Genomic DNA, 23,839 nt, shown 5'->3' on the forward strand with positions numbered 1-23,839 from the left:
AGGCTCATACATTTGTATGAGCTTTTTTAGTTTTTATATGGTATTGTTTTTGATAAAGGAAATGAATTATAAACTTAAAAAATTAACTACTATGAAAAAGATACTACTATTATCTTTCAGTTTAATTGCTACAACCTTATTTTCTCAAGAAAAGCAAACAGAAAATGTTTGGAGAATTAACTTTTTAAATCCAGGAGTCGAATATGAGATGTCTACCGGAAATACATCTACGCTTTCCATTGGTATTGGTTTGGGTTATAGTGTAAGCTATCCACATACTGACAAAACAGTAAGTTCTTCGGGCGCTATTACATCATTCAATCCGTTTTTAGATATACAGCATAAATGGTTTTATAACTTTGATAAACGAAAGAACAAAGGATTAAATACCACAAATAACTCAGGAAACTTTGTGTCTGCACGATTCTTAACAAGAGGAGAGTCGTTATTCGGAAATTCTAATGGAACCGATGGTTTAGATTTTGCAGTAGGACCAACTTGGGGTATTCAACGTAAGTATGGTAAAAATTTCCATTTGCTATTTGATATGGGACCAATTTACTATTTTGATGTAAATGGTAACGGATACTATTTTCCGCTAATGTTACAGCTTAACTTAGGGTTTGATTTGTAATTGAAATAGTAAAAGTATAGAAAAGGAAATCTTATTTTTTTATACTAAAAATCTATCAAATCGAGCTTTTAAAATACTATAAAAAATGGTATCTTCGCAATTCACTTCGAATAATAAAAAACAAGTATTAAAAATGTCAGATACAGCAAAATTACAAATTGGCGAAAACAGCTATGAGTTCCCGTTAATTAAAGGAACAGAGAATGAGGTTGCAATAGATATTAAGTCTTTAAGAGGGGCTACAGGTGGAGTTGTAACTATTGATCCAGGTTATAAGAATACAGGATCTTGTCAAAGTGCTATTACATTTTTAAACGGAGAAGAAGGAATTTTAAGATATAGGGGATATTCTATTGAAGAATTAGCTGAAAAAGCTGATTTCTTAGAAGTTGCTTACTTATTAATTTTTGGAGAATTACCAACCAAAGAGCAACTAGATAAATTTTACGCAGATATTTTAGATCAAGCTATTGTTGATGATGATATCAAAAAAATTATTGATGCGTTTCCAAAGAATGCTCACCCAATGGGAGTATTATCATCGTTAACATCGGCGTTAACTGCATTTAATCCGTCTTCTGTAAACGTAGATTCTGAAGAAGATATGTACAAAGCTATCTGTAAAATAATGGGTAAATTCCCAGTTTTAGTAGCTTGGACAATGCGTAAAAAACAAGGGTTACCATTACACTATGGTTCTCGAAAGTTAGGTTATGTAGAGAATGTTTTAACAATGATGTTCCAAAGACCAAATGACGAGTACGAGTTAAACCCAGTATTGGTTAATGCTTTAGATAAATTATTAATCTTACATGCTGATCACGAACAAAACTGTTCTACCTCTACTGTGAGAATTGTTGGTTCTGCTCATACAGGTTTATTTGCTTCTATATCTGCTGGTATTTCAGCTTTATGGGGGCCTTTACACGGTGGAGCAAACCAAGCAGTACTTGAAATGTTAGAAGCTATCAAAGAAGATGGTGGTGATACTAAAAAGTACATGGGTAAAGCAAAAGATAAAGAAGATCCTTTCCGTTTAATGGGATTCGGACACAGAGTATATAAAAACTTCGATCCAAGAGCTAAGATTATTAAGAAAGCTGCGGATGAAGTATTAGGAGATTTAGGAGTACAAGATCCTATTTTAGATGTTGCTAAAGGCTTAGAAAAAGAAGCTTTAGAAGATCAATACTTTGTTGATAGAAAATTATATCCAAACGTAGATTTCTATTCAGGAATCATTTATAGAGCAATGGGAATTCCAGTAGAAATGTTTACTGTAATGTTTGCTTTAGGTCGTTTACCAGGATGGATTGCTCAATGGAGAGAAATGCGTTTAGGTAAAGAACCAATTGGTCGTCCACGTCAAATTTATACTGGAGAAAACTTAAGGAAGTTTGTAGATATAGATAAAAGGTAAAACATTAAAAAGATGTCATTTAAATTATTAAATGGCATTTTTTTGTTTAATATAATTGATGATGAAAGAAATTAAAATTATCAAAAACAGATCAGATATTGGAGCAGGAACACGCGGTTCCGATATGGGGATTGATGCTATTGAAATAGCTGCAATTAATAAGAAAAGTAACTATTTCGATTCGTTCGAGTTCGAAGATGTAATTACTGAAAATGAATCAATTTACAATAAAGTAAATAACTCTTTTGCTAAACGTATTGATAGTGTTTTTAATCAATGTAAGCGTTTAAGCAACCATGTTAAAGTAAATTTACAAGAAGGTAAGTTTCCAGTTGTAATTTCAGGAGATCACTCTTCAGCCTTGGGAACAATTAGCGGAGTTAAAGCTGCGTATCCAACCCAAAAAGTAGGAGTAGTTTGGATTGATGCTCACGGAGATTTACATACACCATATACGTCGCCATCAGGAAATATTCACGGTATGCCTTTAGGAGCAGCTATTGGAGACGACAACCTAGATTATCAAATCAACGATGTTAGTAGAGAAACAATTGAGTTGTGGGATCGTATGAAAAACATTGGTATACTTGGTCAAAAAGTTTTACCAGAAAACATTGTTTTCTTTGGAGTTCGAGATACTGAAGAACCAGAGGATAAACAAATGGAAAAGTATGGTATTAAAAACTACATGGTTGATGAAGTTCGTTATCGTGGATTAGATGTTTGTGTAAACGAAGCTTTAGAAAAATTAACTGATTGCGATGTAATTTATGTGTCATTTGATGTTGACGCGATGGATTGCGACATGATTTCTTACGGAACAGGAACTCCCGTGCCAAAAGGATTCGATCAATTCGAAATTATTAAAATTATTAACGGTTTATTAGATAGCAAAAAAGTAGCTTGTGTAGAGTTTGTTGAAGTAAATCCGTTATTAGATTTAAAAGGAAATAAAATGGCAGAAACTGCCTTTGAAGTCCTTGAAGAAGTCACAAAAAAAATACAAAGTATCTAAAGAAAAGCTCACTAAAAGTGAGCTTTTCTTTTGTAATTTAGTTGTATGTTAACTACAGAAGAACAAAAACAATACAACCGCCATATTATCCTCGATAAAATTGGAAAAGAAGGACAGCTAAAACTCAAGAAAGCTAAAGCTTTAGTAATTGGAGCAGGAGGTTTAGGGTGTCCTGTATTGCAATATTTAACAGCTGCAGGAATTGGCAGAATAGGTATTATTGACGACGATGTTGTTAGCCAAAGTAATTTACAGCGTCAAATTTTATATACTATTGAAGATATAGGTAATTCTAAAGCAGAAACTGCTTCAAAACGTTTATCTAAACTAAACCCTTTTGTTCAATTCAACGTTTATAAAGAAAAATTAACAGTTGTCAATGCTGTAGCTTTATTTAAACAATATGATGTAATTGTAGATGGGAGCGATAATTTTGCAACTCGCTATTTAACTAACGATGCAGCAGTACTTACTAATAAACCATTGGTATATGGGGCTATTTTTAAGTTTGAAGGACAAGTAAGCGTATTCAATTACAAAGAAAGTGCAACGTATCGTTGTTTATATCCAAATCCACCAAAACCAGAGGAATCTCCAAATTGCTCAGAAATTGGAGTGTTAGGTGTTTTACCAGGGATTATAGGTGGTTTACAAGCAAATGAAGTTATTAAGATTATTTGCGGTATAGGTGATGTTTTAGTGAACAAATTATTGATGTACGATACGTTAAGCATGCGTCAAATGATTCTGAAGTTTGAAAAGACCAAAAGAGCAGAAGTTACCGAGTTAGATGATGATTATGAATTTTTCTGCGGAATAAAAAAAGCAGCAAACGAAATAACTCAAGAAGAACTACAAAACAAACTGTCTAACTATAATTTATTAGATGTTCGAGAAGTATGGGAAAGAGAACAATACCATATTGAAGGGCAACATATTCCGTTAGGAGAACTTTCTAACAGATACAAAGAAATAGCAATCAATAAACCTGTTGTGGTTTATTGTAAATCTGGAATACGAAGTCAACAAGCAATCGATCTTCTTGAAAAACAATTAGAAGACACTACTTTTATAAATTTAAAAGGCGGACTGAAATAGAAGTTTTTTACCTTCGCATTATGCAACAAACTACCAATACAATTTTAATGATTCGTCCTGCTAGTTTCAGGATGAATGAGCAAACTGCTGTAAATAATTTTTATCAACAACAAATGTCAGGAATGTTGCCTGCATCCATCAATGTGAAAGCTCAAGAAGAATTTGATGCTTTTGTAAAAAAAATGCTAGCTGTTGGAGTAGAAGTGGTGGTAATTGAGGATACAAAACAACCCGATACGCCTGATGCATTGTTTCCAAATAACTGGATTTCTTTTCATAATAATGGAGATGTAGCTATTTATCCGATGTTTGCAGAAAATCGTCGTTTTGAACGTAGAGAAGATGTATTAGAAGTTTTAGAAGAGAAAGGTTTTGTAATTGAAAATGTAGTTGATTATTCTGAGGCTGAAGAGGAAGAAATTTATCTTGAAGGAACAGGAAGTATGGTTTTAGATAGACAAAATAGGAAAGCTTATTGTGCTTTGTCACCTCGTGCAGATGAAGAGTTGTTTATAGAGTTTTGTGAAGATTTTGAGTACACACCAGTACTATTTACAGCAAAACAAACGGTTAATGGTAGAAGAGAAGAAATATACCATACCAATGTTATGATGTGTGTTGGTGAAACTTTTGCAGTAGTGTGTTTAGATTCAGTAGTTGATAAACCAGAAAAGAAAAACGTACTTAAACATTTAAAAGCAGATAAAAAAGAAGTTATTGCTATTTCAGAAGAGCAAGTAACTCAATTTGCAGGAAATATGTTGCAAGTTATAGGTGCTAATAACGAACGTTATTTGGTAATGAGTACTTCTGCATTTGAGTCATTAACAAATCAGCAGTTACAAACTTTAAAAAAGCACACAAAAATAGTTCATAGCTCATTACAAACTATCGAAACTTGCGGAGGTGGAAGTGCCCGTTGTATGATGGCTGAAGTTTTTTTACCAAAAACTAATTAAACAGCCAACGTATTAGAAACTTTATAGTTCTTATAGTATTGCATCAATATAAAAGAGCAAATTACTGAAGAAGCAACACCTTCAATTGCTAAGGCAAACACGACTAGTGGTAAACTTAAATTTTGTCCCCAAAAAGAAGATTGTTCAAGAACAGTCATAAACTTTGGGTCTATAAAATCAACATAAATAATTAAGCTGATAATCGTTAAAGCTACTGCTACAATTGAGGTTCCAACTCCTAGTAGAAAATTGCTAAAGTATAAAGATTCATGGTTTTTAATAATATTTGTTTTTATAGCTCTGTTTATACCCCAAAGCACAAAAGCAAAATTTAGAAATCGTAATTCAGAAACATTATCTAAACCTAAAATCTTCATAAGTAAAAAGAAACCAACAATGCCTGCAAAAATTAACAGTGCATTGTTAAAAATGATTTTATTGCTCGCCATGATCGTACATTTAAAATTAGAATTTCTTAAATGTACGAAATAATCAAATGAAAATCAATGTTTTATAAGAGTGATTCTTTTAAAATGGTTACTGGGTGTTTAGCAATGCGTTTAGTTCCATCATAAATTTGATGACGACAACTGGTTCCTGCAGCCACAATTTCTGTTGTCTCTGAACAGTTTCGTACTTTAGGAAACAAGGTGTCTTCACCCACTTGCATACTTACTTTGTAGTGTTCTTTTTCATATCCAAAAGAACCTGCCATTCCGCAACATCCTGTATTCATAATGGTAACTTTATAGTTTTTAGGAATGTTCAATATTGAAAAAGATGCATGCGTACTCGATAATGCTTTTTGATGGCAATGTCCGTGTATCTTTAACTCTTTTTTTTCAGAAGTAAATAAAGAAGTATTGATGTTGCTTTTTTTATGTTCAGAAGCTAAAAATTCTTCGATAGTAAAGCAATTCTCAGAAAGTTTTTTGGCAGCTACTTTATCACTTGCGATTCGCAAGTATTCATCTCTAAACGTTAAAATAGCTGAAGGTTCAATTCCGACTAAAGGTGATTTATCTGATACTAAATCTTTAAAAATTCTTACATTTTTATTAGCTATTTCTTTCGCTTCTTTTAAAAAACCTTTTGAAATATAACTGCGTCCACTTTCTTCATGTTGAACGGTTTTCACTTCATAGCCTAATTTTTCTAACACAACTACTGCATCTTTACCGATTTCTGCGTCGTAGTAATTCGTAAATTCATCGTTGAAAAGATAAACGGTTTTATTTGTTGGTTTTGTTTGATGATTTTTTAACCAAACCTCTAAAGGTTGTTTCGCTAATTTAGGTACAGAACGTTGGGTTGCAACTCCCATAACTTTTTTAGCTAAAGTAGTATTGGTAAAGAAGTTTGTTAATGCTGGAAATTTACTTCCAAGCTTATTGTATTTAGCATTGTTAGCAAATAATTTACTTCTAAAAGAGTATCCGTTCGTTTCTTGGTATTGATATAAAAACTCTGCTTTCATAGAGGCTATATCTACATTGCTCGGACATTCACTAGCGCAGGCTTTACAACTTAAACATAAATCCAGAACCTGTTTAAGCTCTTTAGAATCAAACTTATTTTTAGCAGTATTATTGGTTAAAACTTCACGTAACATATTCGCTCTTGCACGTGTGGTTTCCGATTCGTTTTTGGTGGCTCTATAACTCGGACATAAAGTGCCACCAGCTTCAGGAGATTTTCTACAATCACCAGAACCGTTACATTTTTCAGCAAGTTTTAAAATTCCTTCACTATCAGAAAAATCTTGAATGGTTTCTATTTCAGGTTCATTTCTATCTATTTCATAACGTAAACTTTGATCCATAGGAAAAGCATCGGTAATTTTTCCTTTGTTGAATACGTTATTCGGGTCAAATGCTTTTTTAATTCTTCGTAATAATTGATAGTTTTTATCTCCTATCATTAACGGAATAAACTCAGCACGAACAATTCCGTCTCCATGTTCACCACTAAAAGAACCTTGATATTTCTTTACCAATTCAGCAGTTTCAGTAGTAATTTTTCTAAAAAGCACTACGTCTTCCTGTTTTTTTAAGTTTAAGATTGGACGCAAGTGCAATTCGCCAGCACCAGCATGAGCATAATACACAGCTTCTTGCTGATACTTATCCATTATTTGAGTAAACTCTTCGATATATTCAGGTAAATCTTCTAAAGCAACTGCAGTATCTTCAATACACGCAACTGCTTTCATGTCACCCACAATATTTCCTAACAAGCCTAAACCAGCTTTTCTTAATTCATGTACTTTGGCAATATCGTCACCATATATCTTTGGAAAATGATATCCGGAGTTATTAACTTTTAAATCTTGAATGAGTTTATCTGCTAAAATTTCGGCTTCTTCAATGGTATCCGCTGAAACTTCTAACATCAAAACAGCTTCTGGATCTCCTTGTAAGAAAAAGCGATTTTTAGCTTGCTCACGGTTGTTTTTAGTACAATCTAAAATTACTTTATCCATCAACTCACAAGCATATAGCTTGTGATTCATAGCAGTAACCGTAGCTTTTAAACTTTCGTTTACACTCGTGAAATGCGGACAAACCATAATGCTTTGGGTAGGAGGTAAGTTGTCCAACTGAATGGTAATTGCGGTTGAGAAAACTAAAGTTCCTTCACTTCCTGCTAAAAATTTAGCAGGATTTATGGTAGCTTCTGTTCCTCCAAACAAATCAGAAGTTAAAAATTCATCAACTGCATATCCCGTATTTCTTCTATGAATACTTTCTTTTGGAAACTCTTTTTTTATTTCCTCTTGATTTTCTTTTGAGCTTAATTCAAAGAAAATAGACTTGTAAATTTTTCCTTCAAGAGTATCTTGTAAAGATTTTGTTCTAAATTCTTGAGAAGAAACTTCTTCGAAAGTCGCTTCCGAACCATCACTTAAAACACCTTCAATAGAAACTACTTTATCACGCGTTACTCCGTAACGGATAGAGGTGCTTCCTGAAGAATTATTACCAACCATTCCACCAATCATACAACGATTAGACGTCGAGGTATTAGGGCCAAAAAACAATCCGAAAGGTTTTAAAAAACGATTTAAATCATCTCTAATTATCCCTGGTTCAACTGTAATCGTCTTTGCTTGTTCGTCAAAAGCTAACACATTGGTGAAGTGTTTAGAAACGTCTACTACAATTCCATCCCCAACACATTGGCCAGCTAAAGAAGTTCCTGCAGTTCTAGGAATTAACGTTGTTTGGTGTTTGGTAGCAAACTCAATTAATAGCTGAATATCTTTTTTGTTTTTAGGATAAGCAACTGCTAATGGAATTTTACGATATACCGAAGCATCGGTAGCATATATGTTTTTATGTAAATCGTCAAAGAATACTTCTCCGCTTAAAGATTTTTCTAAACTTTGTAGTTGTGTTTTCTGTATCATGGTTTACACCTTATGATGGTTAGTGGTTTGTAAGATAAAAATAGTGTTCATGTTCTGTAACAGTGTGTGAATCTATTTTTATTTCTTCTGAAAAAAAAGGAGCATTGATTGCCATAGTATGGTATTCTCCATTTTCTCCACAAATATCAATATTTAATTTCTTTAATTCTTCAATAATTGATGAATCTATTACTTTTCCAACCCAATTTTGATTGAAAAAAGGCTTCTTTACTAATGAAAAAATGACTTTAAAGTTTTCTTCAATTAGATTGGTAAGAAGTCCGTTTCTATCTTTTTTCCATAATGGATTGTAAACAAACATTCCTGATTTTTGACAGCATTTTTCAATCCAATTATCATGATTTTGAACTTCATCAATATCTCCCGTAATTAATGTTTCAATTTTATATTGATTTTTTAGAGTGGCTATCGCACTTTCATAACTCTCTTGCATTGGTGGTTTTACTGTTAGTAACAAATGTGGCAAACCAATAGCTTTAACTTGTTGTTGAATAAGAGTTAAGTTGTGCGCTTTAAAATCTGGGTTTTCTGGAGCGAATGTTACTAAATGTGTGATGTTATATCCGGCATATTGTGCTTTATGAAATGCCAAAGCACAGTCTTTTCCTCCTGTCCATAAAACCGCTGCAGTAGTATTCATATTTTTATTCTATTGGAACATTACGTTTAAAACCAGTGTCGAAAGAAATAAAAGTATCAGTACCCGCAACACCGTTTATTAAATGGACTTTGTCGTATAATATTTTTTGAAGATGCTCGTTATCTCTTGCGAAAATTAAAATGAAGATAGCGTAGTTACCAGAAACAAAATTGCATTCAGTTATTTCTGGTATTTTTTCTAATTCTTCCATAACACTTTTAGCGAATCGAGCTTCACGTAAACGAATACCAGTGTACGATTTTGTATTGTATCCTAATCGTTTTTCATCCAAAACAAATTCGGCATTTTTTATAACACCTGCATCGGTTAGTTTTTTAATACGTTGATGTATTAAAGAGTTAGAAACTTTTAATTCCTCAGCAATTTGTGAGTAAGCCTTACGAGCATCAGAACGTAAGGCTTTTAAAATTTGTTTATCGATATAATCAAACTGATTTTTCAAAAGAATAGTTTTGTTATGTTAGAATAAACGTAATTTAAAAAAATATAGTCGAAAATATTGATATACGATTATGTTATTTAAATACTATGATATGTTAAGCATTTATTTTCGCTAAACATTCTTGAATGCTTTCATCTTGTTTATCTTCATACCATTTCATTAAGTTGTAAACAGGCTCACCTAAATCTTTTTCAAATAATGATTGGTTTGAAGTTCCTTCATATTCTCTCTTTGCATCGTCTGTACCTAAGTTAGAGGCAAAAATTCCTGCAGCACTTACTGGTAAAAAGTCTTCGTAAACCATAGGTTCTATTGTTACATAGCCCTCTTGTAATAATTGGTTTACATCAGCTTTAGTATAGTTTTTGTCTTTAGAGATGCTTTTTACTTTATCAGTAGTGAAATAATGAAAATAGGCTAATTCTTGCGATTGTAGCTCATTGTAACTATCAGGAAATTCTTTAAAGTTTTCAGCTAATAAGTTGTTGTATTCATCTGCATTTTCAGCAGTTGGTGATCCACCAATGGCTCTACGTGTTTTTTCTAATAACTCATTATATAAGTCTAGACCTTTTTGAGTAACAGCTGCACCACGTTGCTCAATTTCACCAAAACGAGCTTTGTGTTCTCCCATTTCTTGATTACCAACTTGATTTTTAAATGTTACTTTTTCAGTTAAGGCTTTAAAGCTTGTTTGACGTAATAAAATAGGGCATTTTCTTGCTGGCGGTCCTTCAATATTATCTTTTGGAGGAATATTACGAGCTTCCATACTAATTTGCACCTTGTCGATGTCTAAAGTTCTTGGTGTTAGGTGGTTAATGTGAGGTCCTTTAAAGGCAACAACATCAGCAATTAATCGATGTTGCCCCAATAAAGCTTTATACATCTCATAATCTACTGTAGCGGTATCATGCCATCTAAAAGTTTCTAAAGCTTCTTGCACAAAAGTTTCGGCATCTTCTTTAGTTAAACCTCCTTGGTTTTCAGACTTATCAATTAATTTTAGTGTTTTTTCTGTAAAAATTTGACGATTTTCTAAAATAGTATCTATGCTAGCTCTAAGTTGAGCATCATCAATTAAATCTAAACGTAATAAAGAAGTAAAAACTCTAAACGGAGCTTGATTAAGCGTAGTGTTTTCGATAGCTCTAAACGCTGTAGCGTGCACAGGAACACCTGCGGTTGCTAAATCGTAGTATCCAACAGGAAACATTCCCATTACTTTAAATAAACGTCTCATCGTAAATAATTCTGACGGTTTACCTAAACGAATGGCTCCATGACGCTCCATATTTAGCCTTGTATCTTCTCCAGTATTTTCTAATTGCTTTTTTATTTCTTCAGATTCTGATAGAATAGTTTCGTTAATACCATTTACTAAATCTAATAATTCTCCATAAAGAGGTACTTCGCTTTTGTACATGTCAGACATTACAGTAGCAAAGCGGTTACGAATATATTCTGATGATACAAATAACTTTTCGGTATCGTTAGAACTTACTATACTCTTAGATGACATATTTTATGTTTTTCTTGCAAAAAAAATAAATTTAATTGTTAATCACGTTTAAAAGAGTGAAATTTATTTAATATTGATTTATTTTGTGTCTGTTTGATTTTTAAATTGCTTTTTTTAAAATAAAAAAATGAAATTTTGATTGAAAAATGGATTTTTAAAAGTCAATTTGACTTTGTTGTTGGGGTGAGATTATAAAAAAAACCGTTTTTAGGGCTTAAATTTTTTGTGCTTGCAAATGAACCCAATAGTTTTCTTCTTGAAAAGGAAGTGTAATTTTAGTGAACCCAACAGCTGTTAACCATTCAATTTGTTTTTGATAATCAGTAGGATTGTCGAAAGTAGCATAATGGTCCATCAACCATTCCCATTTTTCTCTATTCGGATAATTATTAATAACAAAGTTTTCCCACTTTTTAAGTAAGTTGAAATGATTAGGATTGGTTTTAGTAATCATTAAATCGCTACAAGAAAATAGTCCACCTTTTTTTAATGATTTATAAATATTCTTAAAGAGGTCTTGTTTTTCCTGTTCGTTACAATGATGAATGCTAAATCCAGCGATGATTAAATCGTATGTGTTTTCTTTAAAGTTAAAATTTTTAAAGTAGTTGTTTTCACAGATTATGGTGTGGTTTTTAAATCGTTTTTTGCAGAGTTCAATCATTTCTGAAGACGCATCTAAAAGTGTATAGGTTGCGTTTGGAAAAAGAGAAACAAGTTGTGCTGTAGTATTACCATTTCCGCATCCAATATCTAAAACTGAAGTAGGCTGAAAGTTTTTTGGTAAATGTTTACTAAAACTGTTGATTAATTCTAGATAATAAGGTACACAACGAATCATATCGTTTGTGTAGTCTTTTGCAAACTCATCAAATTCATTAGCGATATTCTCTTGTGTCTTCATAATGAATTATTTAGAGTTAAATTTACTAAAAAATGAATGATGTTGGGGATTAAAAGGTTTATTTTAAGATATTTATGTATTGTATCAGTCAATATAAAAATCATAATCACCATCCCAATTACTTCCTGAATCAAAATAATCATCTATAGAGTCAAAAACTTCTGTAAGATTATATGAAATATCAGAAATAGATAAATCAGAATCGTCATAAAAGTCAAACAAAAATAAATCTAAATCATATTCATCGTTGTGGCTTTGAGTAATGGGTAGAAAAGGTTTTAGTTTTTCAAATATTTCAAAGTTTAAGTTTTCGAGCAAGAATATATTTCCTTTTAAAAAAAGTATTAATTCTAAAGCTTTTTCAGGTTTATTTTCTACTAAATCGCCGATTTCTTTATCTACTTGATTTAAAAATGTAGTAATATCATTTTTTAATGATTGTCCAATATCATTTACTTTTAACAAAGAAAATAATTGATAGATTATATTGTTTTTGTAATAAATATTGATATTTAAATCAAGAATAATACTTTTTTTATACTTGTATTCTGATTCTATATCTTTATAGATACCTGTAAGATAAGATCTAAGATGGAAATAACTTTCTTCATCAATTCTACTAATAAATGTTTTTTCAAATTGATCTGGTTGATATTTTGAAAAATTTTTACCTGTTTCTACTATGATGTACTCTCTTAGGTAAGGATCTCTAGGATGAGATTTTTTTAGTGTTTTTTTTATGATTAATACTTTCTTTAAAACTAAATCAAATAAGGTTAGTTTTAAAAGGTCGATTAAGCTAGTTTTAGGCTCTAAAATGAGTTTTGTGCCGGCTGGTTTTAACTCTGATAATTTGTTGGTATTCGAATTTTGAAACTTAAATTTAGAATCAAAATTTATAATGTTATTATTCAATTTTTAGTACTTTTTCTGAAAGAATTTTTAAACTTAGAGTAGCAATTTAAAATTTTATTACTTTCAGTAAAAGTACAAAAAAAGCCAAAGCTATTAAGCTTTGGCTTTTAAACTAATAAAACCAAGTATTAGTATCATCGGAGTTAGCTAACCAATGTACTAATGTTGTTAGCAAAGGCTATATTTTAATGCAAGCTAATAACTTTTGTTATAAGCCATTTGCTGTTTTCTTTTTTCCAAATAATTATGAATTTGCTTGGGATTGATTTAGCATCAGGTTCACGATTGTTGAAAAACTTGTGATATGCTACTTGAACTGCTCCGTAATTATTTATCGGATATACTTCAACGCTCCCTTTTATTAAGGTACGAGTTACTTTACCGCAAATATTTTTTTCTGTAGAATCAATAATGTCTTTTTTTGATGTTGACAATCCACTATTGTCATGAAAAAACTCAATATCGTCACTTAATATAGCTGCTTGTGTTTTCATGTCGCAAGTATTATAAGCGTTAAAGAAAATACTATCCATTTTTACAATTTGATTGTGTAAATCAATATCAATTGGTTTGTATTTAGGAATTTCATGCACTTGTCCGTTCATAACCCACGATAGCAATAGGGTGTATAACAGCGTAACTATTTTCATAAAGAAATTTCCTTTAAAGAAGAAGTCGAATAAGTTGTTCATAGTTTTTCAGTTTATGCAATTACCAAATTTTAAAAGCTAAGCTTTTGTCTTCTTCGTTATACTTTCTTGTAAACCCGTGTTTACCATCGTTTACAATAATTCCTTTAAAAGAACTTTGTCCGTTAAAACCATCGTTGCAATCAACAGTTAAAGAATATGCTTTTATTTTTCCATCAGGATGAAATTCAGTGTCGGAAAAATCAATATCAATATTTTTTTTGTTTTTAAACCAACTTACAAGCTCTTCTAATTGTTTTTTGGTAGTTTCTTTTGTGATAATCAATTCTGCTTTTACATCGTTGATTGTACTGTCGAATAAAAAACTTACATCATCATTATTGTTAGAATTCCAATCGTTAGAATCGTCGTTGTTACTGTCTTCGTCATCACAATCCATACATTCAAAACCTTTAGATGTCATTTTAAAATGATGGTTTGCCATATCACGATCATAAATATTTTCAGTGTTTTTTACATCATCTAAAAAGTTACGTGAAGATCCTTCAAAATAAATGGTTGTTCCTTCAGGAATGTAAACAATTGCTTCAATTTCTTCATCTTTCCACATGTTTTTGTATTCACTTAAAAAGAAAGCATCAAATACAATTACATTATTATCACTCTTAAATTCGTATTGAATAGCTTCTGCATTTGTATTGGCATTTTGTCGTTTTTTTCCTTTAGAAGTTTTCTTAATTTCAACATAAGCATTACCTGTTTCGCTTTTACGAACATCAATATTTACATCGTTAGAGTATTTCATTTCTTTGTCGTTTACACTAACTGGTAATGAATTATTACGGTTACGTAAACTGTGGTTGTAATGGATATTATCATCGTTAACCACTCTTATTTTTAGAGGTTCTTCTTGATTATAAGTAATGCTGTGCTTTGTAACATGAGTTCCACTATAAGCATGTGAAGTTGCATATTCTATTCCAGCAAAACCAACCCCTAATAAAGAAACTAACCAAAGACCAAATAATGTTAAGATGGCTGTTGTGCTTAACCTTTTAATGTTAGGAGATAAAATTCGTAATCCTAAAACAAATAAAACTACAAACGGAATTCCTATTAAAAAGAACACAAATGTCATTAACAACCAGTTTGGTAAAGACGAATCGTAAAAGAATGGTGGATAGTGAATCATGTCACCATCAAAATTTAAGAACTCTAAACTACCAACTGAAAAAAGAGTTAATAGTAATGAAATTATGGTAATACCAGCGATAAATATTAATAAAACGCCCATGAACTTACCAAACACTTTAAATAGCGTTAGTAATATTTTACCCATGGTGTCTAAAAAATCTTGTAATCCTGATTTAGTTTGGTTACGTAACTTTTGATAATCAGCATTTGAGATTTTATCTGATATTTCATGGGCGCCTTCCTTTACTTTTGATGAAAGGTTATCAATTTCGGTACGAATTTTTTTTTCGATGTTATCAATATTTACAGCTTCACCTTCCATCTGTAATTTTTCAGAAGTTGTTTTGGCTTCTGGTAATAATACCCATAGAATGATGTATCCAATTATACCGAAACCAAATCCTGCTAAAGTTAAAATAAGGAATGCTAAACGAATCCAAACTACATCAATATTAAAATAGTGTCCTAAACCTGAAGCTACACCGCCTAAGAATTTATCGTCACCATCTCTAAACATTTTTTTGTTAGGTTGGTTTCTTTTATAACTATACGATGCGTTTTCTGAATAAGCTTCTTCAGCTTCAGCATAGTCTTCTGGTTGCCCCATAATAGCAATGATTTCTTCAATGTCATTTTCATTTACCACTTGACGAGCATCGGTAATTCTTTCTGATAACAATTCGCTAATACGAGCTTCGATATCGGCAATGATTTCATTTTTTCCTTGCGGATCATCACTTAACGAACGAGCTATAGCATCTAAATATCGTTTTAATTTTTGGTAGGCAGTTTCATCTATATGGAAGAAAAATCCGCCAAGGTTTATATTTATTGTCTTATTCATCTTTAGTTGATTTTGTGCTTGTTACTTGGTTTACTGCAGTTACTAAATTAATCCATGTTTTGTCTAATTCTTTCAAAAACATTCCGCCATTTTCTGTTAGTACGTAATATTTTCTTGGTGGTCCAGAGGTTGATTCTTCCCATCGGTAACTTAACAGTCCTGCATTTTTTAGGCGGGTAAGTAACGGATATATGGTTCCTTCAACCACAATCATTTCTGCACTTTTTAGGTTAGAGAGTATTTCTGAAGTATAAGCATCACCATTTTTTAAAATTGATAAGATGCAATATTCTAAAACTCCCTTACGCATTTGTGCTTTAGTGTTTTCTATCTTCATGTAATGCGGTTTATGGTTATTTTATAAATTTTATTGTAAGCGGATAATGATACATTTCGCCTTTATTGGCTTTCATTGCTGCTATAATTATTAAAGCTACTTTAATAAGTCCAATGATAAATACTACGGAAGCTAAACTGATAAAGCCAAATAAACCCCTGTATCCATGATGATCACCAAAATCGATGTGGAAACCATTGAACCCATCAAAAATATTCCCAATAAAAATCGGAACAAAAGAAGCACTTAATATAAACATGTATAAACTATAGCTAATATTAAAGTTTACAGCTTCTTTACCATTATCATCTAAAAACGGACTTCTTTCTTTTAATGTTTGCCATAAGATTAATGGAGTTATAATACTTCCCAGAGGAAATAAATATCCTGCTAAAGCAGAAATATGTATTAAAAAAGCATTGGTGTTTTGGTTGTTATGTTGCATAATAATATGAATTATATAATACTTTACTTTGCAAATATATATCTTTTAAATGGTATTATGCAATACATAGTACTTAAAATTAACAAAATTTAACATTTCAGTTTTCTTAAAAAATTAAATAAAAAGCGCTACATTGGCTGTAAATTCTAATAAAATGAAGTTTACACCAAGAAAAATAAATGCTTTTTTATTATTTAAATTACCATCTGCTTTTTTTACAGGAGTGAGAGTTTCGTCTCTTTCTGATGACACTGCTGAGGTGAAAGTCACTCATAAATGGGTGAATCAGAATCCGTTTAAATCGATGTTTTGGGCAGTACAAGGAATGGCGTCCGAACTTTCTACTGGAATTTTAGTGATGAAAGAGATTGATGCATCAAATAAAAAGATTTCAATGTTAGTTACTAATATGAATGGAATGTTTACAAAAAAGGCAACAGGTAAAATTCGTTTTGAATGTAATCAAGGAAAATTAATTAGAGAAACGATTCAAAAAGCGATTGAGACAGGTGAGGGGCAAACGGTGATTGTAACTTCTGAAGGTTTTAATGAAGAAGGAATTTCGGTGTCTAAATTTGAATACGAATGGAGTTTAAAGGTGAAATCGTAACAAAAAACTGATTTTGATGTCTAATAGATAAAAACTAAAACTTATGAATGCACACGAAATAGATTATCGCATTTTTGGAGAAGAAATGCAATATGTAGAAATAGAATTAGATCCACAAGAAGGAGTGGTTGCTGAGAGCGGAAGCTTCATGATGATGGATAATGGAGTACAAATGAATACCATTTTTGGAGATGGCTCAAATCAAGAAAAAGGTTTGTTAGGTAAGATTTTTTCTGCTGGAAAAAGAATCTTAACAGGGGAAAGTTTGTTTATGACAGTGTTTACCAATATAGGTCAAGGAAAAAAACAAGTTTCTTTTGCGTCTCCATATCCAGGGAAAATCATTCCGATTGATTTAACCGAGTTTGGTGGGAAATTTATTTGTCAGAAAGATGCATTCTTATGTGCGGCTAAAGGAGTTTCTATTGGAATTGAATTTTCAAAACGTTTGGGTAGAGGATTGTTTGGTGGTGAAGGTTTTATAATGCAAAAAATGGAAGGTGATGGAATTGGGTTTGTGCATGCTGGAGGTACTATGGCGAAGAAAGTATTACAACCTGGTGAAATATTAAAAGTTGATACGGGTTGTATTGTTGGTTTTACTCAAGGAGTAGATTACGATATTGAATTTGTAGGAGGGATTAAAAATACTGTTTTTGGAGGTGAAGGATTGTTTTTTGCAACGCTCAGAGGTCCTGGTACAGTATATATTCAATCATTACCATTTAGTAGATTGGCGGGAAGAGTCTTAGCTATGGCACCACAAACTGGAAAAGGAGATAGAGGAGAAGGAAGTATTTTAGGAGGTTTAGGTGATATCTTAGATGGAGATAATAGGTTTTAAGAAGGCTTAATATGTTACAATAAAAAAAACCGCTAAAATTTTAGCGGTTTTTTTATGTGTTTTTATGCTTTTGATTAGATTTCTAATTCGTCAAACATATTAATTAAACGTTCACCTTCTGATGGAGCAGGTGCATTTGGACTTACAATTTTTCCATCAGGATCAATTAAGATAAATCTTGGCAAGCCTTTAATTAAGAAGTCTTTGGTCCAGTCTAGCTTTAGGTTAGTGTCACCTCCCATTAACTGTATACCAGTCATTTCTCTATCTTGAATAGTTTCTTTCCATTTCTCTTCGTTTCCTTTAGCATCAACGTTTATACTTACAAACTCAATGTTTTTACCATGGTAAACTTGCTCTAGTCTTTTTAATAAAGGAATTTCTCTTTTACAAACAGCACACCATGTTGCCCAAACATCAATATATAGGTATTTTCCTTTTCCTAATAAATCATCCATAGATGTAGTACCTCCGTCATAATTTATATAGTTTTTAAACTTAGGAGCTGGTTGCCCTTTAGCAGTTGCTTTAAGCATGTTGTAATCTGCAGTAATTTCTTTTTTATGAGCTTCATTGGTAGAATATGCCATAAATTTTCTATAGAACTCTTTTAAATCACTTGCATAGGTAATGCTAGATTGAGCGTCTTTGTAAAGTAAGTCATTCTTTGCAATAGTATCAGAAACCTCTGTTTGAATAGTTTCTAAATAAGTTAAATAGTAATCTTCTCCTTCTTTGTTTTTTTCTCTAGCAATGTTTTTTAATTCACTTTCTAATAAAGCTCTATATGAGAATGAATTAATATAATCTTCACCACTACTAAAGTTAAAGTTTTCTATAGGATTAGGGAAATTTTCTGATACTTTAAAATCATTATTACGAGTTAAAGTAGCATGATAATCTTCGTAGTTATACAAATTTCTTAAACATTCGTAATCAATGTTTTTAACTTCGTGCTTTAAAAAGTCTGCAGGCAATTGTTTAGAAATAGAAAGCTCTGTTAAAGCATCTTTATATTCTTCAGTTTTACTTAAAAACTCTTCTTCTTCAAGCGCAAAAAACTGATTAGCATTAACAATTATGTCTTTCCAGGTTTTTTGTTTTTCAAGAAAATAGCTATTTATATTAGCATTTTTACCTTCAAAGTTAATGATGTCAACATTTTTAAAGTCGAAAACCAGACCTGTATCGTCTGTTTTGGTTAAATATAAGTTTATAGGTTTTTTATCAACTATAAGGGTATAATATCCATCATGGTTAATTTTTAAAGTATCAACAAAAGAACCGGTTTTTCTGTCGAAATCTATTTTTTTGTTGAAATTAAAACCAGATAAAGAGACATTTCTCTTTTTAAAATTCTCAATCTTACCAGATAAAATTAAATAATCTTTTACTGGCTCCTCCTTCTTACATGAAATTATGGTAACTCCTATGAGGGCTAAAAGTACTAGTTTTTTCATTGTCTCGTGTATTAGTAAATATGGTGTTTAAGGCGTCGAAGTTACTTTATTTAACGTTTTTATCAAAGAAATTAACATATTATTTGTTTGTCAAGTTATTTTTTACAATAAAAGTCCATGAAAATTTATCTTTTTTTAGGTTCTTTGTACACCTTTAAAAAGAAGAAAATGGATACTACACATATAATAAGTTCACAACCAATAGGTTTAGAAGATATTTATAGTATTTTATTACTAGATAAAAAGATTTCATTGTCTGACGAGTCAAGAAACAAGATACAAAAATGTCGTTCTTATCTTGATGAAAAAATGAAAATCCATAGCGACCCTATCTATGGAATTAATACCGGATTTGGTTCTTTATGTAACGTAAAAATTAGCGGTGAGAATTTACAACAGTTACAAGAAAACTTAGTGATGAGTCATGCTTGTGGTACAGGAGAAGAAGTGCCTCAAGAGATTGTGAAATTGATGTTGTTATTAAAGATTCAATCGTTAAGTTATGGACATTCTGGAGTACAGTTAGCTACTGTAAATCGTTTGATTGATTTTTATAACAATGATATTCTTCCGGTTGTTTATGCCCAAGGTTCGTTAGGGGCTTCGGGAGATTTGGCTCCATTAGCACATTTATCATTACCATTAATTGGTTTAGGAGAAGTATATGTTGATGGTGAACGAATTTCAGGAGAAGTATTATTAGAGAAGTTTGGTTGGGAGAAAATCAATTTACAGTCTAAAGAAGGATTGGCGTTGTTAAACGGAACTCAATTTATGAGTGCTTACGGAGTTCATAATTTATTAAAAGCTTATAAATTATCGTATTTAGCTGATGTAATTGGAGCTGTTTCTTTAGAAGCTTTTGATGGTAGAATTGAACCTTTTAATGAATTGATTCATTTAGTGCGTCCGCATAATGGACAATTAGCAACAGCAAAACGTATTTCAGAATTATTAGAAGATAGTGAACTGATTCAGCAACCAAAAGAACATGTACAAGACCCGTATTCGTTTAGATGTATGCCACAAGTACATGGAGCAACTAAAGACACGTTAGATTTTGTAAAGAAAACATTTGTAACTGAAATCAATTCAGTAACCGATAATCCAAATGTATTTGTTGATGAAGATATGGTAATTTCGGGAGGGAATTTTCACGGACAACCATTGGCGTTGGCTTTAGATTATTTAGCAATTGCAGTTGCAGAATTAGGAAATATTTCGGAAAGAAGAACCTATCAGTTAATTTCTGGTTTACGAGGATTACCAGCATTTTTGGTTTCGAATCCAGGATTGAATAGCGGATTTATGATTCCGCAATATACAGCAGCAAGTATTGTAAGTGCGAATAAACAATTTTGTACACCATCAAGCATCGATTCTATAGTGTCGAGTAACGGACAAGAAGATCATGTGAGTATGGGAGCAAATGCGGCTGTAAAAGCTAAAAAAGTAATTGATAATGTGGAGTCTATTTTAGCTATTGAGTTGATGAATGCCTCACAAGGATTGTCTTTTAGAAATAATAGTACTTCTGAATTTTTAACTTCTTTTGTAAGTATGTTTAGGCAAGATGTTCCTTTAGTAGAAGATGACAGAGTGTTACATAATGATATAAAAAACGCAGAAAGCTTTATTAATAACTTAACTATAGAAGCAATAGAATTGTTTTAAGAAAAGCTCAATATAAAAGTAAAAAACTCCAACTTAAATTTAAGTTGGAGTTTTTTATTGTCAAAAAATTAATTTTTAATTGTCCTCGTCTATTTCGGTACGAGATTCTGTAGGTTTTTCACCTTTTTCAATAGAGATGAGGAGTTTTTGAGTTTGCTCGTCTAAATCCATGAAAATTGAATCTCCTTCGTCTAGTTTAGAGTTCACGATTTCTTCAGCTAAAGCATCTTCAATATACTTTTGAATTGCTCTTTTTAAAGGACGTGCTCCGTATTGTTTGTCAAAACCTTTATCAGCGATATAATCTTTGGCTTTCTCGCTTAACGTAAGTTTGTAACCTAAATCGTCAATACGTTTTAATAACTTATCTAATTCAATATCGATAATTTTATGAATATCTTCACGCTCTAACGAGTTAAAGATAATCACGTCATCAATACGGTTTAAGAACTCAGGTGCAAACGACTTTTTCAAGGCGTTTTCAATAATACTACGAGCATTTGCATCTTCTTGTTCTTTTTTAGATGAAGTTCCAAAACCAACACCTCCGCCAAAATCTTTTAATTTACGAACTCCGATATTAGAAGTCATGATAATAACGGTGTTTCTAAAATCGATTTTTCTTCCTAAACTATCAGTAATATGTCCATCATCTAATACTTGTAAAAGCATGTTAAATACGTCTGGATGCGCTTTTTCAATCTCATCTAATAAGACCACTGAATATGGCTTGCGACGTACTTTTTCGGTTAATTGACCACCTTCTTCGTAACCAACATACCCAGGAGGTGCACCAATTAAACGAGAAATGGCAAATTTTTCCATGTATTCACTCATGTCAATTCTAATTAAAGAATCATCAGAATCAAATAATTCACGAGCCAATACTTTTGCTAATTGTGTTTTACCAACTCCTGTAGAACCTAAGAAAATAAATGAACCAATTGGTTTGTTAGGGTCTTTTAATCCAACACGGTTACGTTGAATAGCTTTTACAACTTTGGTAACCGCTTCTTCTTGACCGATGACTTTACCTTTAATTAATTGAGGTAATTCGGCTAAACGGTTACTTTCTGCTTCAGCAACACGATTTACAGGAATTCCTGTCATCATCGATACTACTTCGGCAACATTGTCTTCGGTAACAGTTTCACGATGTAGCTTAGAATCTTCTTCCCATTGATGTTGAGCAGATTCTAATGCTGTTTCAATATTTTTTTCATCATCACGAAGTTTTGCCGCTTCCTCATATTTTTGCCCGCTAACTGCTTTAGTTTTGCGTTCACGAATTTCTTCAAGCTTAGCTTCTAATTCTAATATTTGCTGAGGTACTACAATATTTGTAATATGGATTCTTGATCCAGCTTCGTCTAAGGCATCAATCGCTTTGTCTGGTAAAAAACGATCGGTCATATAACGATTGGTTAACTTTACACAAGCTTCAATAGCTTCATCGGTAAAAGACACATGGTGATGTGATTCGTATTTACCTTTAATATTGTGTAAAATTTGAATAGTTTCTTCAACAGTTGTAGGATCTACAATTACTTTTTGAAAACGACGTTCTAAAGCACCGTCTTTTTCAATATTTGTTCTGTATTCATCGAGTGTAGTGGCACCAATACATTGAATCTCACCTCTTGCTAAAGCAGGTTTTAACATGTTAGAAGCGTCTAACGAACCTGTAGCCCCACCAGCACCAACGATGGTATGGATTTCATCAATGAATAAAATAATATCGTCATTTTTTTCAAGTTCGTTCATTAACGCTTTCATACGTTCTTCGAACTGACCACGATATTTTGTTCCAGCAACTAAGCTAGCTAAGTCTAAAGAAACGATACGTTTGTCGAATAAAATTCGAGAAACTTTTCTGTTAACAATACGCAATGCTAATCCTTCTGCGATAGCTGATTTACCAACCCCAGGTTCACCAATTAACATCGGATTGTTTTTCTTTCTTCTACTTAAAATTTGAGAAACACGTTCTATTTCCTTCAAACGACCAACAACAGGGTCAAGTTTACCAGTTTCGGCTAAAGCGGTTAAATCGCGCCCAAAATTATCTAAAACAGGAGTTTTAGATTTTTTTACTTGCTTTCCTTTTTGAGGTTGTTGTCCATAAGGATTACTCTTTTCATCTGAAAATTCATCGTCAGATGGTGTTTCGCTTATAGGAGAAATGTAATTATCGTCTTCTACATGTAGCTCTTTATATAAACTTTTTGCTTGCTCATAATCTACATCATACTTTTGAAGTAGTTTGGTTGTAGGGTCATTCTCGTTGCGTAAAATGCACAACAATAAATGAGCAGTGTCAATCGCATTGCTTTGGTATAATTTAGCTTCTAAAAACGTTGTTTTTATAGCTTTTTCTGCTTGTCTTGTAAGATGTAAACTCTTTCGTTGTGAGTTTGCTATAGATGGGGTAGTTGGATTTAACTTTTCTAATTTATTGCGTACTAAATCTAAATCTACATCAAAAGTTGTTAATATTTCGATGGCTTTCCCGTCACCTTTTCGTATCAAACCTAACAAAAGATGTTCTGTTCCAATAAAGTCGTGCCCTAATCTTAGGGCTTCTTCTTTACTAAAAGTAATTACATCTCTAACTTGTGGTGAAAAATTATCGTCCATAAATTTATTTTCTGTCTTTGTAAAGTTAGTAAGTTTTTTTGGTAAAAATTACAAAAAAGGTGCCAATACTTTTTTGCTGACATTCTGACGAGTAAAAAGAAGTGTTTTTATGTTTAAAACCCTGCGAAATTGTTAATAAGTATC

Annotated in this window: 21 protein-coding genes; 8 read left to right on the top strand and 13 right to left on the bottom strand. The window is 31.9% G+C overall.

Going from position 1 to position 23,839, the window contains the following annotated elements; all coding sequences use genetic code 11:
- The first annotated feature begins 91 nt into the window (after positions 1 to 91).
- The 5 genes from ACKTST_RS03675 (at position 92) to ctlX (ending at position 5,126) form a co-directional block, all read left to right on the top strand.
- Positions 92 to 634 (top strand): hypothetical protein, encoded by a 543-nt coding sequence (locus tag ACKTST_RS03675; RefSeq protein ID WP_408046431.1) that lies wholly within the window; start codon positions 92 to 94, stop codon positions 632 to 634.
- A 133-nt stretch (positions 635 to 767) separates the two neighbouring features.
- Complete coding sequence (locus ACKTST_RS03680; protein WP_408046432.1) at positions 768 to 2,054, top strand: citrate synthase; 1,287 nt, start codon at positions 768 to 770, stop codon at positions 2,052 to 2,054.
- A gap of 61 nt (positions 2,055 to 2,115) precedes the next feature.
- Positions 2,116 to 3,069: an arginase gene (locus tag ACKTST_RS03685; RefSeq protein WP_408046433.1), complete on the top strand. Its 954-nt coding sequence runs from the start codon at positions 2,116 to 2,118 to the stop codon at positions 3,067 to 3,069.
- Between the two features lie 45 nt (positions 3,070 to 3,114).
- Complete coding sequence (gene moeB / locus ACKTST_RS03690) at positions 3,115 to 4,167, top strand: molybdopterin-synthase adenylyltransferase MoeB (RefSeq protein WP_408046434.1); 1,053 nt, start codon at positions 3,115 to 3,117, stop codon at positions 4,165 to 4,167.
- 20 nt (positions 4,168 to 4,187) lie between these two features.
- On the top strand, positions 4,188 to 5,126 hold the full coding sequence (gene ctlX / locus ACKTST_RS03695) for a citrulline utilization hydrolase CtlX (RefSeq protein ID WP_408046435.1): 939 nt from the start codon (positions 4,188 to 4,190) through the stop codon (positions 5,124 to 5,126).
- On the opposite strand, the gene ACKTST_RS03700 is transcribed toward ctlX, so the two are convergent.
- The 11 genes from ACKTST_RS03700 to ACKTST_RS03750 all read right to left on the bottom strand — a co-directional run bounded on the left by ACKTST_RS03700 (position 5,123) and on the right by ACKTST_RS03750 (position 16,470).
- Positions 5,123 to 5,575 (bottom strand): hypothetical protein, encoded by a 453-nt coding sequence (locus tag ACKTST_RS03700; RefSeq protein ID WP_408046436.1) that lies wholly within the window; start codon positions 5,573 to 5,575, stop codon positions 5,123 to 5,125. The genes ctlX and ACKTST_RS03700 overlap by 4 nt on opposite strands.
- 62 nt (positions 5,576 to 5,637) lie before the next feature.
- Complete coding sequence (locus ACKTST_RS03705) at positions 5,638 to 8,535, bottom strand: FAD-binding and (Fe-S)-binding domain-containing protein (protein WP_408046437.1); 2,898 nt, start codon at positions 8,533 to 8,535, stop codon at positions 5,638 to 5,640.
- 19 nt (positions 8,536 to 8,554) lie between these two features.
- Positions 8,555 to 9,196 (bottom strand): Dph6-related ATP pyrophosphatase, encoded by a 642-nt coding sequence (locus ACKTST_RS03710; protein WP_408046438.1) that lies wholly within the window; start codon positions 9,194 to 9,196, stop codon positions 8,555 to 8,557.
- 4 nt (positions 9,197 to 9,200) lie between these two features.
- Positions 9,201 to 9,659, bottom strand: coding sequence for an Lrp/AsnC ligand binding domain-containing protein (locus ACKTST_RS03715; RefSeq protein ID WP_408046439.1), 459 nt, complete (start codon positions 9,657 to 9,659; stop codon positions 9,201 to 9,203).
- 94 nt (positions 9,660 to 9,753) lie between these two features.
- Complete coding sequence (hglS, locus tag ACKTST_RS03720) at positions 9,754 to 11,181, bottom strand: 2-oxoadipate dioxygenase/decarboxylase HglS (protein ID WP_408046440.1); 1,428 nt, start codon at positions 11,179 to 11,181, stop codon at positions 9,754 to 9,756.
- Positions 11,182 to 11,395: 214 nt separating this feature from the next.
- Positions 11,396 to 12,085 carry a class I SAM-dependent methyltransferase gene (locus tag ACKTST_RS03725; protein WP_408046441.1) on the bottom strand — a complete coding sequence of 230 codons (690 nt, stop codon included), beginning with the start codon at positions 12,083 to 12,085 and terminating at the stop codon, positions 11,396 to 11,398.
- Between the two features lie 84 nt (positions 12,086 to 12,169).
- Entirely contained in the window at positions 12,170 to 13,000 is an 831-nt protein-coding gene (locus ACKTST_RS03730) for a hypothetical protein (protein ID WP_408046442.1), read from the bottom strand.
- A gap of 185 nt (positions 13,001 to 13,185) precedes the next feature.
- Positions 13,186 to 13,692 (bottom strand): nuclear transport factor 2 family protein, encoded by a 507-nt coding sequence (locus ACKTST_RS03735; RefSeq protein WP_408046443.1) that lies wholly within the window; start codon positions 13,690 to 13,692, stop codon positions 13,186 to 13,188.
- 19 nt (positions 13,693 to 13,711) lie between these two features.
- On the bottom strand, positions 13,712 to 15,688 hold the full coding sequence (locus ACKTST_RS03740; RefSeq protein ID WP_408046444.1) for a PspC domain-containing protein: 1,977 nt from the start codon (positions 15,686 to 15,688) through the stop codon (positions 13,712 to 13,714).
- A complete protein-coding gene (locus ACKTST_RS03745; RefSeq protein ID WP_408046445.1) occupies positions 15,681 to 16,025 on the bottom strand; it encodes a PadR family transcriptional regulator in 345 nt (114 codons plus the stop codon). Before ACKTST_RS03745 ends, ACKTST_RS03740 begins: the two co-directional genes overlap by 8 nt.
- 16 nt (positions 16,026 to 16,041) lie before the next feature.
- Entirely contained in the window at positions 16,042 to 16,470 is a 429-nt protein-coding gene (locus tag ACKTST_RS03750) for a DUF4870 domain-containing protein (RefSeq protein WP_408046446.1), read from the bottom strand.
- Between the two features lie 154 nt (positions 16,471 to 16,624).
- Here ACKTST_RS03750 and ACKTST_RS03755 point away from each other — a divergent pair, with 154 nt between their 5' ends.
- A complete protein-coding gene (locus tag ACKTST_RS03755) occupies positions 16,625 to 17,080 on the top strand; it encodes a DUF4442 domain-containing protein (protein WP_408046447.1) in 456 nt (151 codons plus the stop codon).
- Positions 17,081 to 17,123: 43 nt separating this feature from the next.
- A complete protein-coding gene (locus ACKTST_RS03760) occupies positions 17,124 to 17,924 on the top strand; it encodes a TIGR00266 family protein (protein WP_408046448.1) in 801 nt (266 codons plus the stop codon).
- Between the two features lie 74 nt (positions 17,925 to 17,998).
- Here the strand turns inward: ACKTST_RS03760 and ACKTST_RS03765 are convergent, their stop codons facing one another.
- A complete protein-coding gene (locus tag ACKTST_RS03765; RefSeq protein WP_408046449.1) occupies positions 17,999 to 19,384 on the bottom strand; it encodes a TlpA family protein disulfide reductase in 1,386 nt (461 codons plus the stop codon).
- Positions 19,385 to 19,552: 168 nt separating this feature from the next.
- Here ACKTST_RS03765 and hutH point away from each other — a divergent pair, with 168 nt between their 5' ends.
- The gene (hutH, locus tag ACKTST_RS03770) at positions 19,553 to 21,058 is read left to right on the top strand and encodes a histidine ammonia-lyase (RefSeq protein ID WP_408046595.1); all 1,506 of its coding nucleotides are present in this window, start codon (positions 19,553 to 19,555) and stop codon (positions 21,056 to 21,058) included.
- 75 nt (positions 21,059 to 21,133) lie between these two features.
- On the opposite strand, the gene ACKTST_RS03775 is transcribed toward hutH, so the two are convergent.
- Positions 21,134 to 23,695 carry an ATP-dependent Clp protease ATP-binding subunit gene (locus ACKTST_RS03775; RefSeq protein ID WP_408046450.1) on the bottom strand — a complete coding sequence of 854 codons (2,562 nt, stop codon included), beginning with the start codon at positions 23,693 to 23,695 and terminating at the stop codon, positions 21,134 to 21,136.
- Positions 23,696 to 23,839: the final 144 nt, after the last annotated feature.

This window comes from Tenacibaculum crassostreae, from assembly GCF_964512405.1.
Taxonomy (GTDB): Bacteria; Bacteroidota; Bacteroidia; order Flavobacteriales; family Flavobacteriaceae; genus Polaribacter; species Polaribacter crassostreae.